This window comes from Staphylococcus sp. Z5-21 (genome assembly GCF_056529615.1).
In genome coordinates, this window is the sequence record NZ_CP096462.1 from 1,109,466 (window position 1) to 1,125,985 (window position 16,520).

12 protein-coding genes are annotated in these 16,520 nt (G+C 33.6%); 10 read left to right on the plus strand and 2 right to left on the minus strand.

Annotated features, from left to right (window positions below):
- The first annotated feature begins 25 nt into the window (after positions 1–25).
- A complete protein-coding gene (locus M1D64_RS05530) occupies positions 26–715 on the plus strand; it encodes a metal-dependent hydrolase (RefSeq protein ID WP_041079998.1) in 690 nt (229 codons plus the stop codon).
- 72 nt (positions 716–787) lie between these two features.
- Here the strand turns inward: M1D64_RS05530 and M1D64_RS05535 are convergent, their stop codons facing one another.
- A complete protein-coding gene (locus tag M1D64_RS05535; RefSeq protein ID WP_002483040.1) occupies positions 788–1,201 on the minus strand; it encodes a universal stress protein in 414 nt (137 codons plus the stop codon).
- Positions 1,202–1,425: 224 nt separating this feature from the next.
- On the opposite strand from M1D64_RS05535, the gene M1D64_RS05540 reads away from it, so the two are divergent.
- The 8 genes from M1D64_RS05540 (at position 1,426) to pyk (ending at position 13,348) form a co-directional block, all read left to right on the plus strand.
- The gene (locus tag M1D64_RS05540) at positions 1,426–2,718 is read left to right on the plus strand and encodes a DRTGG domain-containing protein (protein WP_002483041.1); all 1,293 of its coding nucleotides are present in this window, start codon (positions 1,426–1,428) and stop codon (positions 2,716–2,718) included.
- Positions 2,719–2,747: 29 nt separating this feature from the next.
- The gene (locus tag M1D64_RS05545) at positions 2,748–3,683 is read left to right on the plus strand and encodes a DHH family phosphoesterase (protein ID WP_002483042.1); all 936 of its coding nucleotides are present in this window, start codon (positions 2,748–2,750) and stop codon (positions 3,681–3,683) included.
- A 21-nt stretch (positions 3,684–3,704) separates the two neighbouring features.
- Positions 3,705–6,908 (plus strand): DNA polymerase III subunit alpha, encoded by a 3,204-nt coding sequence (locus M1D64_RS05550; RefSeq protein WP_041079997.1) that lies wholly within the window; start codon positions 3,705–3,707, stop codon positions 6,906–6,908.
- A gap of 254 nt (positions 6,909–7,162) precedes the next feature.
- On the plus strand, positions 7,163–8,395 hold the full coding sequence (ystJ, locus tag M1D64_RS05555; protein ID WP_002483044.1) for an NADP-dependent malic enzyme: 1,233 nt from the start codon (positions 7,163–7,165) through the stop codon (positions 8,393–8,395).
- A 73-nt stretch (positions 8,396–8,468) separates the two neighbouring features.
- The gene (gene accD / locus M1D64_RS05560; protein ID WP_011302908.1) at positions 8,469–9,335 is read left to right on the plus strand and encodes an acetyl-CoA carboxylase, carboxyltransferase subunit beta; all 867 of its coding nucleotides are present in this window, start codon (positions 8,469–8,471) and stop codon (positions 9,333–9,335) included.
- Positions 9,328–10,272, plus strand: coding sequence for an acetyl-CoA carboxylase carboxyltransferase subunit alpha (locus tag M1D64_RS05565; RefSeq protein ID WP_037538295.1), 945 nt, complete (start codon positions 9,328–9,330; stop codon positions 10,270–10,272). Before accD ends, M1D64_RS05565 begins: the two co-directional genes overlap by 8 nt.
- A 326-nt stretch (positions 10,273–10,598) precedes the next feature.
- The gene (gene pfkA / locus M1D64_RS05570) at positions 10,599–11,567 is read left to right on the plus strand and encodes a 6-phosphofructokinase (RefSeq protein ID WP_037538353.1); all 969 of its coding nucleotides are present in this window, start codon (positions 10,599–10,601) and stop codon (positions 11,565–11,567) included.
- A 20-nt stretch (positions 11,568–11,587) separates the two neighbouring features.
- Positions 11,588–13,348, plus strand: a complete 1,761-nt coding sequence (gene pyk, locus M1D64_RS05575; RefSeq protein WP_041079996.1) for a pyruvate kinase — start codon at positions 11,588–11,590, stop codon at positions 13,346–13,348.
- Positions 13,349–13,650: 302 nt separating this feature from the next.
- Here pyk and M1D64_RS05580 read toward each other — a convergent pair whose 3' ends face one another.
- A complete protein-coding gene (locus M1D64_RS05580; RefSeq protein ID WP_002483049.1) occupies positions 13,651–15,012 on the minus strand; it encodes an amino acid permease in 1,362 nt (453 codons plus the stop codon).
- A gap of 353 nt (positions 15,013–15,365) precedes the next feature.
- Between M1D64_RS05580 and M1D64_RS05585 the strand changes: the two genes are divergently transcribed.
- On the plus strand, positions 15,366–16,484 hold the full coding sequence (locus tag M1D64_RS05585) for a citrate synthase (protein WP_002483050.1): 1,119 nt from the start codon (positions 15,366–15,368) through the stop codon (positions 16,482–16,484).
- The last annotated feature ends 36 nt before the right edge of the window (positions 16,485–16,520 follow it).

Sequence of the window (16,520 nt, forward strand, 5' to 3'; positions counted from 1 at the left end):
ACATATTTACGGGAGGAATTAATTAATGAAACTTTCATTTCATGGTCAATCAACAATTTATTTTGAAGCAAATGGTAAAAAGGTTATTGTAGATCCGTTTATTACAGGCAATGGACAATCTGATTTAGATGCATCTACACTTAAAGTTGATTATATTATACTAACACATGGTCACGGAGATCATTTTGGAGATACAATAGAATTAGCTAATAGAAATCATGCTACTGTGATTGGTTCAGCAGAATTAGGTGATTATCTCACTACTTATCATAATGTGGAAAATGTTAGACCAATGAATATTGGAGGGAAAGCAGAATTTGATTTTGGTAATGTGAAATTTGTACAAGCATTCCATAGTTCAAGTTTAACTGATGAAAATGGTGTCCCAGTATACCTAGGTATGCCAATGGGTCTTATTTTAGAAATTGAAGGTAAGACGATTTATCACACTGGTGACACAGGATTATTCAGCGATATGAAATTAATTGCAGATCGTCATCCAGTGGATGTATGCTTTATTCCGATTGGTGACAATTTCACTATGGGAATCGATGATGCAAGCTATGCAATTAATTCGTTTATTAAACCGAAAATTTCAGTTCCAATACACTACGATACTTTTGAACTTATTGAACAAGATCCAAATAAGTTTAAAAAAGCAGTATCTGTAGGGGAAGTACAAATATTAAAACCGGGTGAAGACGTTTCATTCTAATCCCTTTATAAACTGTGTATTTAAATATATAATAAAACGCCTGAAGCACTTTAAAGTCCTTCAGGCGTTTTATTATTTTACGATTAATACTGGGATGTGAGCTCTTTTAGCAACTTTATGACTGACACTACCTAAGACAAATTTTTTCTTATCTTCAGCCTTTCGGTTACTGAGGACAACAATTTCATATTTTCCACTATTAGCCTCTTTAACCAATTGTTCTTTCGCATTCCCGCGCACAATAATTTCATCGTATTTAATACCATACTCGTCTAAGCTATTGCGTGTACTTTCTAAACCTTCACTACGTTTTTGTACGAGCTTATCTAAATGAACACCAGATTTGATGGATGCTTGTGCATCTTGCTCGCTAATTGCATTTAATATTGTAACTGTAGTACCTTCACCTGAAAGTTTAGAAACCTCTTCAAGTGCTTTCTCATTTTTAAGTGTTGTATCAACACCAAGTAAAATATTTTTGAACATTGTTCATCCCTCCTTATCTTCATTTTAATAAAATTTTATTCATAAAGCCAATTAAATTTGTCTATTTAACATATTAATTTACTAAAAAGAAAATTTTATATTATTTAATGGAACAAAAACTGTGATTTTAGGAATCGTAAGATAATTTGTTTTGTTACATCGCAATTTTAGTTATAAAAAGTTATAATGTCATAGAAACTGTCAAAACAAACGAGGTTATTGAAATGACAAAGCATGAACAAATTTTATCATATATAGAATCTCTAGCAGTTGGACAAAAGATATCTGTTAGAAAGATTGCAAAAGATTTAAGTGTATCTGAAGGAACGGCATACAGGGCTATTAAGGATGCCGGGCAAATTGGATTGGTAGCTACAATAGATAGAGTAGGCACAGTACGAATAGAAAAGAAATCACGTGAACAGATTGAACAACTAACTTTTGCAGAAATTGTGAAAATTATAGATGGTCAAGTCTTAGGTGGTAGAAATGGTCTGATAAAAACACTTACAAAATTTGCGATTGGTGCAATGGAAATTGAAGATGTCGTAAAATATGTTAGTCCACATACATTATTAATAGTGGGAAATCGTAAGGATGTACAACTAGCAGCGCTTAAAAGAGGAAGTGCGGTATTAATTACTGGAGGATTTAATACATCAGAAGAAATCATTCAATATGCTGATGAGCATGAATTACCAATTCTATCTTCCAATTATGATACATATTTAGTTGCCAATATTATAAACAGGGCGATGTATAACCAAATGATTCGTAAAGAAATTTTGGTTGTAGAAGATATCGTTAAAACCGTGACTGAAGACATGGTTGTATTTGATAATATGAGTCTTAGTGATTATAAAACGAAAGCCCGTGAGACAGGACATTCAAGATTTCCTGTCATAGATGAAAATTGGAGATTAGTAGGTATTGTAACAAGTAAAGAGATTATTAAAATGGAAAACCAAGACACACTTGCACAATTTATGACGAAATCACCTATCAATGTTCAATTGTCAACGACTGTGGCAAACTGTGCGCATATGATGATTTGGGAAGGCATTGAATTGTTACCGGTGACTACTCCGAGTAAAAAGCTCATAGGGGTAATCACTAGAAAAGATGTGTTAACAGCGATGCAATTGTTAAGTAGACAACCACAAGTTGGTGAAACCATAAATGATCAAATTGCAAAACATATTACAATTTCAAATGATGGGATACATGTACAAATCACGCCATTATTAACTAATCAATATGGAACATTAAGTAAATCAGTATTTGTAGCAATTATTGAAGAAACAGTACGTTATGAAATGAGAAAATTAAAGAAATTAGAAGTTATGATAGAAATCTTAAATATTATGTATATTAAAACAGTGCAAATAGAATCCGAAATACATGTACAATATGATATGTTAGATGTAGGACGCAATTTTTCAAAACTAGAAGTAACAATGACAAGTGACGGCCATCGCGTAGCAAAAGCAATGATTATTTGTCAAATGATAGACTAATAAATATATAACGAAAAAGGAAGATAAAGATGACAACAGAATTTAATGAAATCATGAAAGAAATTAATGACTCAGAAACAATTATTATACATCGACATGTAAGACCAGACCCTGATGCATATGGCTCACAATTAGGGTTAAAGAACTATTTGAAACTCAAATTCCCGGATAAAAAGATATTTGCAGTTGGCGAAACAGAACCGTCATTAGATTTTATTGGTACTTTTGATGAAATCTCGGATGATACTTACAATGAAGCGTTAGTTATCGTTTGTGACACAGCTAATTCACCACGTATTAGTGATGAAAGATTTAATCAAGGACGATTATTGGTTAAAATTGATCATCATCCAGCAGTTGATCAATATGGCGATATTAATTATGTAAACGATCAAGCTTCTTCAACAAGTGAAATTATTTTTGATTTCATCAGTCATTTTAATGATATTCCCATCATTGATGCATCTGTGGCGAGGGTACTTTATCTTGGCATTGTGGGAGATACAGGAAGATTCCTATTTAATAACACTACATCACATACAATGGGTGTTGCGGGTCAATTATTGACATTTCCTTTTAATCATAATGAAGAACTTAATAAAATGGGTGAAAAGGATCCAAAATTGTTACCATTCCAAGGTTATGTGCTTCAACATTTTGATTTAAATGAAAAAGGTTTCTGTAAAGTTACCATTACTAAAGAAATTTTAGAACAATTTGACATTGCTGCGAACCAAGCTTCATTATTTGTAAATGCAATTGCTGATATACAAGGGTTGAAGATTTGGGTGTTTGCTGTTGATGAGGGCACAGAAATTAGATGTCGCATTCGTTCTAAAGGTATTGTTATCAACGACATTGCAAGTGATTTTGGTGGCGGCGGTCATCCAAATGCTTCAGGTGTATCGGTAAGAGATTGGGCTCAATTTGAAACGCTCGCTGAAGCATTAAATAATAAACTGTAATAAGATGGGAGGTATTTGCAAATGGTTGCGCATTTAAACATTCATACGACATATGATTTATTAAATTCAAGTATTAGAATTAAGGATGTTGTTGCGAAGGCTGCACAAGAAGGCTATACAGCGCTCGCAATTACTGATACGAATGTTTTGTATGGACTTCCGCAATTCTATGACGCATGTATTGCTGCAAATATTCATCCAATCTTTGGTATGACAATTAATCTTACAGATGGTTTGTCAGAGCTTGAAACAATCGTATTGGCGCAAAATAACTTAGGATTAAAAGATTTATTTAAACTATCATCGGCAATTAAAATGAAAGAGAAAGTGGAAACACCGATAGAATGGTTAAAAAAATATGAAAGTCATTTCGTTATTATTTTTAAAAATGTAACTGAATCTCATGAAGCAATTATTTCAAACTTTTCGGAACATGCGCACGTCTTTGTAAATCATACGAGTAAAGTCACTTTTGACTTACCAATAGTTTGGGCACAAAGCACGCGTTATTTAAATTCCCAAGATTCAGATACGCTTTCTGCCATGGCCGCAATAAAGGAGAATAGTAAATTAGATTTAGTGAGTGAACAAACGGATTACAATGAACATCTATATTCAAATGTTGAATTACAAGGTTTGTCAATCGATGATGCGGTTTGGGAACAAACAAATCAACTCGAAACACTTTGTCAGGCGGAAATGATTTATCATCAATCTTTGTTACCAAAATATAAAACACCAAATCAACAGCAATCGGATGCTTTTTTATGGCAATTACTAGCAGATAATCTTCAGCAATTAAATTTACCACTAAACAAAAAGGAACTTTATCAAACACGTTTAGAGCATGAATATCAAATTATCACTAAAATGGGTTTTGAAGACTACTTTTTAATCGTAAGTGATTTAATTCAGTACGCTAAGAACAATGATGTATTAGTCGGTCCAGGACGTGGATCAGCTGCAGGTTCACTTGTAAGTTATTTATTAAATATAACAACAATCGATCCTATTGAATATAATCTGTTATTTGAACGTTTTTTAAACCCTGAACGTGTAACAATGCCAGATATAGATATTGATTTTGAAGATACACATAGAGATAAAGTCATCCAATATGTTCAAGAGAAATACGGTGAAACCCATGTCGCTGGTATTGTGACTTTTGGTCATTTGCTTGCAAGGGCAGTGGCTAGGGATGTGGGGAGAATTATGGGGTTCGAAGAAATCACACTAAATGAAATTTCTAAATTAATTCCACATAAACTTGGCATAACATTAGACGACGCATATTCACAGGAGCCATTTAAACAGTTTGTTCATCGTAATCATAGGCATGAACGATGGTTTGATATTTGTAAGAAATTAGAAGGGTTACCTAGACATACTTCGACTCATGCAGCAGGTATTATTATTAATGATCATCCATTATATGAATATGCACCATTAACGCTCGGTGATACAGGTCTATTGACTCAATGGACAATGACTGAGTCAGAAAGAATAGGTTTATTAAAAATAGACTTTTTAGGTTTGCGTAATCTCTCAATCATTCATCAAATAGTAAAACAAGTGAAACATGATTTGAATATAGATGTGGATATAGAACAAATTCCATTCGATGACGAAAACGTATTTCACTTGTTGTCACAAGGGGATACAACAGGTATCTTCCAATTAGAATCTGATGGTATTAGAAATGTATTAAAAAAATTACAACCTGAACACTTTGAAGATATAGTCGCTGTCACATCACTTTATAGACCAGGGCCAATGGAAGAAATTCCGACCTATATATCAAGACGACATCATCCAGAGAAGGTGCAATATTTACATCCAGATTTAGAACCTATATTAAAAACGACCTATGGCGTTATTATTTATCAGGAACAAATAATGCAAATTGCGAGTAAATTTGCCAATTTTAGTTATGGTGAAGCGGATATCTTAAGACGTGCAATGAGTAAAAAGAACAGAGCGGTATTAGAAAGTGAAAGGCAACATTTCGTGAATGGTGCTTTGAAAAATGGGTATGACGAGAATTTAAGTAAACAGATTTTTGATTTGATTTTAAAATTTGCGGATTATGGTTTTGCTCGTGCGCATGCCGTGAGTTATTCAAAAATTGCATACATTATGAGTTATTTAAAGGTACATTATGCTAATTATTTTTATGCCAATATTTTAAGTAATGCTATTGGAAGCGAAAAGAAAACAGCGCAAATGATTGATGAGGCTAAACATCAAAAAATTAATATATTACCACCTAATATTAATTACAGTCATTGGTTCTACAAGGCCACAAAAAAAGGTATCTACCTATCTATTGGTGCAATTAAAGGTGTAGGTTATCAAAGTGTTAAATTAATTGTAGAAGAAAGAAAAGCAAATGGTTTCTATAAAGACTTTTTTGATTTCACGCGACGGATACCTAAACGAATTAAAACTAGAAAATTACTTGAATCTCTTATCTTAGTGGGGGCATTTGATACTTTTGGCAAGAATAGAGCGACGCTGTTAAATGCTATAGATCAAGTGCTGGATGATATCTCTGATATTGAACAAGATGGTTTTATTTTTGATGTACTCACACCTAAAGCTTCTTATGAAGAAAAAGAAGAGCTACCAGATCATATGTTAAGTGAATATGAGAAAGAATATTTAGGGTTTTATGTATCTACACATCCAGTAGAAAAAGCATTTGAACAAAAGCAATATTTGGGTATTTATAAGCTTGCTAACGCACAAGATAATAAACCCATTTTTGTTCAAATAGATCAATTTAAGCGTATTAGAACGAAAAATGGGCAAAATATGGCATTTGTAACTTTAAATGATGGTATCAATAATTTGGATGGTGTCGTATTCCCGGATACCTTTAAAAAATATGAAATCGATTTAAATACTTCTAAAATGTTAGTCGTAAGAGGTAAGTTTGAGAATAGAAATAATAAACAACAACTGATATTAAATCAAGTGGATACCATGGATCATTTTGAGCAAACTAAATTTGACGAAGCGCAACAAGTTGTTGTTCGAAAATGGGATAGTGAATCTAAATTGGATCAATTATTAACAAACGATAAAGGGCAAAATCAAATTCCGGTTAACTATTTTGATGAAAGCCAAAACAATATAGAAACAATTGGTTTCATAACACGAGATAATGAAATATTAAGTAAATTAATCCAACGTTTATCACCCCGAGATATTAGAATTATTTAACTTTAACCGCACTATAAACTATGGTATAGTTAACTGATGGTAAAGCATAAACTTGCCATCAGTTTTAATTTTTATAAAAATTAAGAGTGAAAAAATATATAATAGTTTATATATCTATATGTTTTTATTACAAACATTAACGTGCGAATGAAAATAACAATTTGTTAACGATATCATTTGTAATTTGGGTTAGATTGTAATAAAAATGTATATGAATGTTATTTTAAACTAATTGGATGTAAGGGGTGGATTACATGACATTAAGAGACGAAGCATTAGAAATGCATAGAAAAAATCAAGGGAAATTAGAGGTTTCACCTAAAGTAAAGGTGACTAATAAAGAAGAATTGAGCTTGGCATACTCGCCAGGTGTAGCTGAACCTTGTAAAGAAATACATGAGGACCCTCGTAAAGTATTTGAATATACAATGAAAAGCAATACCGTCGCTGTTGTTACTGATGGTACTGCGGTATTAGGACTTGGAAACATAGGGGCTGAGGCAAGTATACCGGTTATGGAAGGTAAAGCAGTGTTGTTTAAAAGTTTTTCCGGTATAGATGGTGTGCCAATTGCACTGAATACGACGGATACCGAAGAAATCATTAATACTGTAAAATTACTTGAACCCAATTATGGTGGTATTAATCTTGAAGATATTTCAGCACCTCGTTGCTTTGAAATTGAAGAAAGATTAAAAAAGGAAACTAAAATCCCTGTGTTTCATGATGATCAACATGGTACTGCCATTGTAACAGTTGCAGGTATGATCAATGCATTGAGAATCGTAGATAAAGACTTATCGGACATTAAAGTCGTATTGAATGGCGCTGGTGCCGCTGGTATTGCGATTATTAAATTACTTTATTCTTATGGTGTAAGAAATATGATTATGTGTGATTCAAAAGGCGCAATTTATGAGGGACGTTCGTTTGGTATGAATGACACGAAAGCTTATGTAGCTAAATGGACGAATAGAGACAAAATAGAGGGCAGTTTGAATGATGTGATTGAAGATGCCGATGTATTTATTGGGGTTTCTGTGGCAGATTTATTGTCTAAAGAAATGGTTGAATCAATGGCTGACGATCCAATTATTTTTGCAATGGCTAATCCAAATCCTGAAATAAAACCGGATGTAGCGAAAGCTGCAGGTGCTAAAGTCATCGGTACAGGACGTTCAGATTTTCCAAACCAAATTAATAATGTCTTAGCATTCCCAGGCATATTTAGAGGGGCATTAGACGTTGAAGCAACACATATCAATGAAGAAATGAAGCAAGCAGCTGTTGAGGCTATTGCTGATTTAATCAAACCAGAAGAGTTAAATCCGGACTATTGTATTCCAGGTCCGTTTGATAAACGTGTTGCACCATCTGTTGCTCGAGAAGTAGCTAAAGCAGCGATGGAATCTGGTGTAGCAAGAGTAGATGTAGATCCAGAAGAGATATATAATAAAACAATGAAATTAACAGACTTAGATAAATAATATTCATTAACGCTGATTACAAAAACCGAATTGGTAGTGAGTAACTAAGCGATGGTTAAGTGGAGGTTTACCAATGTTTAAAGATTTTTTCAATAGAAGCAGTAAAAAGAAAAAGTATGTAACAGTATCTGATTCAAAACAAAGTGATGTACCAGCAGGTATTATGACTAAATGTCCTAAGTGTAAAAAAATTATGTATACAAAAGAACTAGCAGAAAATTTGAATGTTTGCTTTAATTGTGATCATCATATTGCGTTAACTGCACACAATCGTATAGAAGCTATATCAGATGAAGGGACATTTACGGAATTTGATAAAGGAATGACCTCTGCTAATCCATTGGACTTCCCAAGCTATGAAGAAAAAATTCAAAAAGACCAACAAAAAACTGGTTTGAATGAAGCTGTAGTGACTGGCACAGCACAATTAGATGGTATGACATTTGGTGTGGCAGTTATGGATGCGCGATTTAGAATGGGAAGCATGGGCTCTGTATTAGGTGAAAAAATTTGTAGAATCATTGAACACTGTACTGAAAATAGATTGCCATTCATATTGTTTTCAGCAAGTGGTGGTGCAAGAATGCAGGAAGGTATTATCTCTTTAATGCAAATGGGTAAAACAAGTGTGTCTTTAAAAAGACATGCAGATGCTGGATTATTATATATCTCGTATATAACAAATCCTACAACTGGAGGCGTTTCTGCTAGTTTTGCTTCGGTTGGTGATATCAACATAAGTGAACCAAAAGCATTAATTGGTTTTGCAGGTAGACGTGTCATTGAACAAACTATAAATGAAAAATTACCAGATGATTTCCAAACTGCAGAGTTTTTATTAGAACACGGACAATTAGATAAAGTCGTACATAGAAAAGAAATGAAAGCGACATTATCTAATATTCTAAAAATGCACCAAGAGGTGAAAACAAATGCTTGATTTTGAAAAGCCGCTTTTTGAAATAAAAAATAAAATTGAATCTTTGAAAGAATCTCAAGAAAAAAATGATGTAGATTTACAAGAAGAAATTGACATGTTGGAAGCTTCATTAGCAAGAGAAACCGAAAAAGTATATACCAATATGAAACCATGGGATCGTGTGCAATTAGCGCGTTTACAAGAAAGACCAACATCTTTAGACTATATCCCGCACATATTTGATTCATTCATCGAATTACATGGGGATAGAAATTATAGAGATGATCCAGCTATGATTGGTGGTATCGGCTATCTTAATGGACAAGCAGTTACAATAGTGGGTCAACAACGTGGTAAAGATACAAAAGATAACATATATCGCAATTTTGGAATGGCGCATCCAGAAGGTTATAGAAAAGCACTTAGATTGATGAAACAAGCTGAAAAATTCAATAGACCGATTTTTTCATTTATTGATACAAAAGGTGCATATCCGGGTAAAGCGGCAGAAGAACGAGGTCAAAGTGAATCAATAGCCAGAAACTTAGTTGAAATGGCTTCGCTAACTGTACCAGTCATCTCTATTGTTATCGGCGAAGGAGGAAGTGGTGGTGCACTAGGTTTAGGCATTACCAATCGCATCCTAATGTTAGAAAACAGTACATATTCTGTTATTTCTCCAGAAGGTGCATCCGCTTTACTTTGGAAAGATAGTAATCTAGCTAAAATCGCGGCAGAAACAATGAAGATTACTGCCGAAGATTTATATGAATTAAATATAGCGGATGAAGTTATCAAAGAACCTTTAGGTGGCGCACATCATGATGTCGAAACACAAGCACAAAGTATCAAACGCACATTTGAATCGCATTTATCAGAATTGAACCAATTAACGCAAGAAGAATTAGTTGAAGATAGATATCAAAAATTTAGAACAATAGGTTCGTATACAGAATAAAGTGTCTGATGTTTTTGATATTCGTGTTAAATATGTTGAAAGCTAAGATAATAATTTCTATTGTCTAAGCTTTTTTGTTATTTTTACAAAATGAAGCAATTGCTATAGATTTATGATTTGTTTACGATAATTCGAATTAAGGTAAATAGTACATAAGTATTCAAGTAATTTTAGGAACTTATAAGGAAACGCTTACTATATGTACAATTATCGAATACTTATATTTAAAACGTTTACATTTGTCACGAAGCCCTATTTTAATGGCAACAGCTTAGATTTTATGGTATTTTTAGAGTAAGAAATACATGTTAGAAAGGTATGTCGTCATGAAAAAAATTGCAGTGTTGACAAGTGGTGGAGATTCTCCAGGCATGAATGCAGCGGTAAGAGCTGTGGTTAGAAAAGCGATTTACAATAATATTGAAGTCTATGGTGTTTATCAAGGCTATCAAGGATTATTAAACGATGATATCGAGAAACTTGAACTCGGTTCAGTAGGTGACACAATTCAACGAGGTGGAACATTTTTATATTCTGCAAGATGTCCAGAATTTAAAGAAGCAGAAGTCCGTAAAAAAGGTATAGAAAATCTACGTAAGAGAGGCATTGAGGGGCTTGTAGTTATTGGTGGAGATGGTAGCTACAGAGGTGCACAGCGTATAAGTGAAGAATGTCCTGAAATACAGACGATTGGAATACCAGGTACGATTGATAATGATATCAATGGTTCGGACTTTACAATTGGATTTGATACGGCATTAAATACTATAATTGAATGTGTAGATAAAATTCGTGATACAGCATCTAGTCATGCAAGAACTTTCATCATTGAAGTTATGGGACGCGATTGTGGTGATTTAGCGCTTTGGGCTGGTTTGTCCGTTGGTGCTGAAACTATTATTGTTCCAGAGGTTGAGACAGACATCAAAGATATAGCAGAAAAGATTGATAATGGAATCAAACGTGGCAAAAAACACTCGATCGTGATGGTCGCAGAAGGTTGCATGTCAGGTGAAGTATGTGCAGAAGAATTGACTAAATATATCAATGTTGATGCACGTGTGTCAGTGCTAGGCCACATTCAACGTGGTGGTAGCCCAAGTGGTGCAGATAGAGTGCTTGCATCACGATTAGGCGGACATGCAGTTGATTTACTGTTAGATGGAAAATCTGCTATTGGTGTTGGAATTCGTAATAATGAATTAACTGATACACCTTTTGAAGAGATATTTAGATCACATGAACATGAGTTTGATTTTGAAACTTATGCGCTAACGAACGAATTATCTATTTAAAATACTGGGAGGAAATAATAATGAGAAAAACTAAAATTGTTTGTACTATTGGACCTGCGTCCGAATCTGAAGAAATGCTTGAAAAATTAATTAAGGCTGGAATGAATGTCGCGCGCTTAAACTTCTCGCATGGTGACCATGCTGAACATAAAACTAGAATTGACTCAATTCGTAAAGTTTCTAAAAGATTAGGCAAAACAGTTGCAATTTTACTTGATACAAAAGGACCAGAAATACGTACACACAACATGAAAGATGGGCTTATTGAACTTGAAAAAGGTTCTGAAGTTACCGTAAGCATGACTGAAGTTGAAGGTACTCCTGAAAAATTCTCAGTAACGTATGAAAACTTAATCAATGATGTTGAAGAAGGTTCATATATTTTATTAGATGATGGTTTAATTGAATTACAAGTTAAATCAATCGATAAAGCAAACGGTGAAGTATTATGTGATGTACTTAATACTGGAGAATTAAAAAACAAAAAAGGCGTAAACTTACCTGGTGTCAAAGTAAGCTTACCTGGTATTACAGATAAAGATGCTGACGACATTAACTTTGGAATTAGTGAAGGCGTTGATTTCATTGCAGCGAGCTTTGTACGTCGTCCAAGTGATGTATTAGATATTCGTAAATTATTAGAAGCGAAGCAAAATAAAAATATCAGCATTATACCTAAGATTGAAAACCAAGAGGGTATTGATAATATTAAAGAAATATTAGAAGTTTCTGATGGTTTAATGGTTGCTCGTGGTGATATGGGTGTTGAAATTCCACCTGAATCAGTACCAATGGTGCAAAAAGATTTAATTAGACAATGTAATAAATTAGGTAAACCAGTTATAACTGCTACACAAATGTTAGACTCTATGCAACGTAATCCACGTGCGACACGTGCAGAAGCAAGTGACGTAGCGAACGCAATTTATGATGGTACAGATGCGGTTATGCTTTCTGGTGAAACAGCTGCAGGTCAATACCCTGAAGAAGCAGTTAAAACAATGCGTAATATAGCTGTATCAGCAGAAGCAGCACAAGATTATAAAAAATTATTATCTGACCGTACAAAATTAGTTGAAACTTCATTAGTCAATGCTATTGGTGTTTCAGTTGCTCATACTGCTTTAAACTTAAATGTCAAAGCAATCGTAGCTGCTACTGAAAGTGGTTCAACTGCCCGTACAATTTCTAAATATCGTCCACAATCTGACATTATTGCAGTTACACCTAATGCAGAAACTGCGCGTCAGTGTGCTTTAGTATGGGGTATTTTCCCAGTCGTTAAAGAAGGACGTAAAACAACTGATGCATTATTAAATAATGCAGTAGCAACAGCCGTTGAAACTGAAAGAGTTCAAAATGGTGACCTAATTATTATTACTGCTGGTGTACCAACTGGTGAAAAAGGTACAACGAATATGATGAAATTACATTTAGTTGGTGATGAACTAGCTAAAGGACAAGGTATTGGTAGAAGTTCTGTAGTAGGTAAAACACTAGTAGTTAAAGATGCTAGTGAACTAGAAGGCAAAGACTTATCAGAATCTATAATTGTAACAAGTTCTGTAGATGAGACGCTTGTACCATATATTGAAAATGCAATCGGACTCATTACTGAAGAAAATGGCATTACATCTCCAAGTGCAATTATAGGATTAGAAAAAGGTATTCCTACCGTAGTAGGCGTTGAGAACGCTACATCTGAAATTCAAAGTGATGTACTCATTACAGTAGATGCAAACCAAGGAAAAATCTTTGAAGGTTATGCAAACGTACTTTAAAAATATAATTTAATTCATAATATAATATGTAGAAAGCCTCGACGTCATGTCGAGGCTTTCTTTTTGATAACAAACTACTATGAATATAGTTTGAATCTATTACTCATTTAAATATCAACGACAGATCAATATGTGCAATAAAAATAAAGAGTCTGAGACATTTATTTTTGTCCCAGACTCTTATTCATTTAGTCATTCTAACCTAAGACAGGTTACGAATGCTATATTAGAAAATTGGATTTCTGTCCAACTCTCTTAAAATATTTTAATAAAGTTTAAATTTGCTCAGTCATAATCGGTTTTTATTGTTGTGATTTTGATACTTGTTTATAGCGCATATACATTAAACCTAAAATAATAAACCAAATCGGTGTAAGAAATACTGCAATTCTTGTATCCGTATTTACGAATAGTAAGCTAAACACTAATATAAAGAATACTAATATAGCATATCCCATGTATTTACCACCTGGTAATTTAAATGACGCATTTTTGTGTAATTCTGGATTTTTACGGTGATAGTTTATATAAGCCACTGTAATTAACGCCCAAACTACAATGAATAGTACCGTAGAAACAGTGGTAATATATGTGAATACAAGTGTTGCGTTCGGTATAATATAGTTCAATAAAGCAGCAATCATTAGTAATCCACATGAAACGAATATCGCTATATGTGGCACTCCGTTTTTATTTGTTTTATTGAAAAACGGTGGCGCTTGTTTTTGTGACGATAATCCAAAGAGCATTCGGCTGTTTGAAAAAATACCACTATTACAAGATGATGCGGCTGCTGTTAATACTACAAAGTTTATAATACCGGCTGCGAATGGTATGCCAATTAGTGCGAAGAGCCTTACAAAAGGACTTTCGTCTGGATTGATTTGATTCCATGGAATAATTGACATGATGACTGCTAAAGCACCAACATAAAATATTAATATACGTGTCGGTACACTGTTAACTGCTTTTGGTAATGTTTTAGTGGGATCTTTAGTTTCGCCCGCGGTTACACCAATAAGTTCAATTCCTACAAATGAGAATAGTGCCATTTGGAATGACATAACAAAACCACTGATACCTTTAGGGAAAATACCATTATTGTACAAGTTAGTTAAAGATGCTTGCCCAAACTGAGTATTGTAAGCCATGATAATCATAATAGCGCCCACTACGATTAAAGCAATGATTGTAACAATTTTTATTATAGAAAACCAAAATTCTAATTCTCCAAATAATTTAGCACTTAATAGATTAAGTGACATTAAGACAAGTACGCAAAATAGAGCACTCATCCAGTTTGGTATGTTTGGAAACCAAAAGCTAACATACTTTGCAACTGCGGTTACTTCGGCCATACCAGTAATGATCCAACATAACCAGTATGTCCAGCCAGTAACAAAGCCAGCAAATGGACCTATGTAATGGTTGGTAACATCTGCAAAGGATTTAAAATTAGTATTAGTAATTAATATTTCTCCCAAGCCACGCATAAACATAAATAACATAAAACCAATTATGATATACGTAAGTAAAATAGACGGGCCAGTTAATGCAATTGTTTGACCAGCACCTAAGAATAATCCAGTTCCGATTGCACCCCCGATTGCAATGAGCTGAATGTGACGATTACTTAGTTCTCTTTGTAACTGTTGTTTTGCCATATATAAGACTCCTTTATTTAGTTATTTATTATTATGCTATGCAATATAAAATAAAACAACTATTTTCTGAAACGATATCATACAGAACACAGTATAATAGTACATTAATAATTTGTTATTAATCATGATAACCAATTGAAAAGGTATAAAAATTGAAGTGTACGTGCTTACATATTAAAATATATCTATAACAACGTATATAGATAGATGCGTGTTTATGGGCATATAGACAAAAACATATTTCTTATTGAATTGGTAAGGAAATTAAAACCTAAATATTCACAAAAGTTCTAAAATTGGATATAATGGTTTATGAAAGCCATTTCATAACGAATAGAAAAGGGGAATTATATATGGCAGAGTTACAAAAAGGTTTAGAAGGGGTAATTGCAGCTGAAACGAAAGTGAGTTCCATCATCGACAGCCAATTAACTTATGCTGGGTATGATATTGATGACTTAGCACAAAATGCTGAATTTGAAGAAGTTATCTATTTACTTTGGCATTATCGATTACCTAATGAAGAAGAATTGAAAGAACTTAAAGAAAAGCTCTTTGAATATATGATATTAAATCCTAGAGTGTATAGTCATTTTAAAGAATACGCTACAGGTAACGTACATCCAATGACAGCATTAAGAACGTCTGTTTCATATATCGCTCATTTTGATGAACATGCTGAAGACGAAGATGAAAGCAGAACAATGGAAAGAGCTATTCGTATTCAAGCTAAAATAGCTTCGCTTGTTACATCATATGCGCGTGTTAGAGAAGGCAAAGAAGCTGTAAAACCAAATAAAGATTTAAACTATGCAGGTAACTTTTTATATATGTTAAGAGGAGAATTACCTAGTGATATCGAAATTGAAGCTTTTAATAAAGCACTTGTATTACACGCGGATCACGAACTAAACGCATCTACGTTTACAGCAAGATGTGCTGTTTCATCTTTATCTGATATGTATTCAGGTATTGTTGCAGCAGTTGGCTCATTAAAAGGTCCATTACATGGTGGGGCAAATGAACGTGTAATGAGCATGTTATCTGAAGTGAAATCCATTGATGAAGTTGATGATTACATTGATAACAAAATAAAAAATAAAGAAAAAATTATGGGCTTTGGACACCGTGTATATAAAGATGGCGATCCAAGAGCAAAATACTTAAAAGAAATGAGTAGAAAAATCACTGCTGAAACTGGGCAAAGTCAATTGTTTGATATCTCAGTTAAAATTGCAGATAAAATGAAAGCCGAAAAAGGTTTAATTGCAAATGTCGACTTCTTTAGTGCGACTGTTTATCATAGTATGAACATTGAACATGATTTATTTACACCAATTTTTGCAGTAAGCAGAACTTCAGGTTGGATTGCACATATCTTAGAGCAATATAGAGATAATAGAATTATGCGTCCAAGAGCACAATATATTGGTGAAACAAACAGAACATACGAACCGATTGAAGAAAGATAAGTCAGATAGAGGCATCACTACTCATAAATAAGTGAG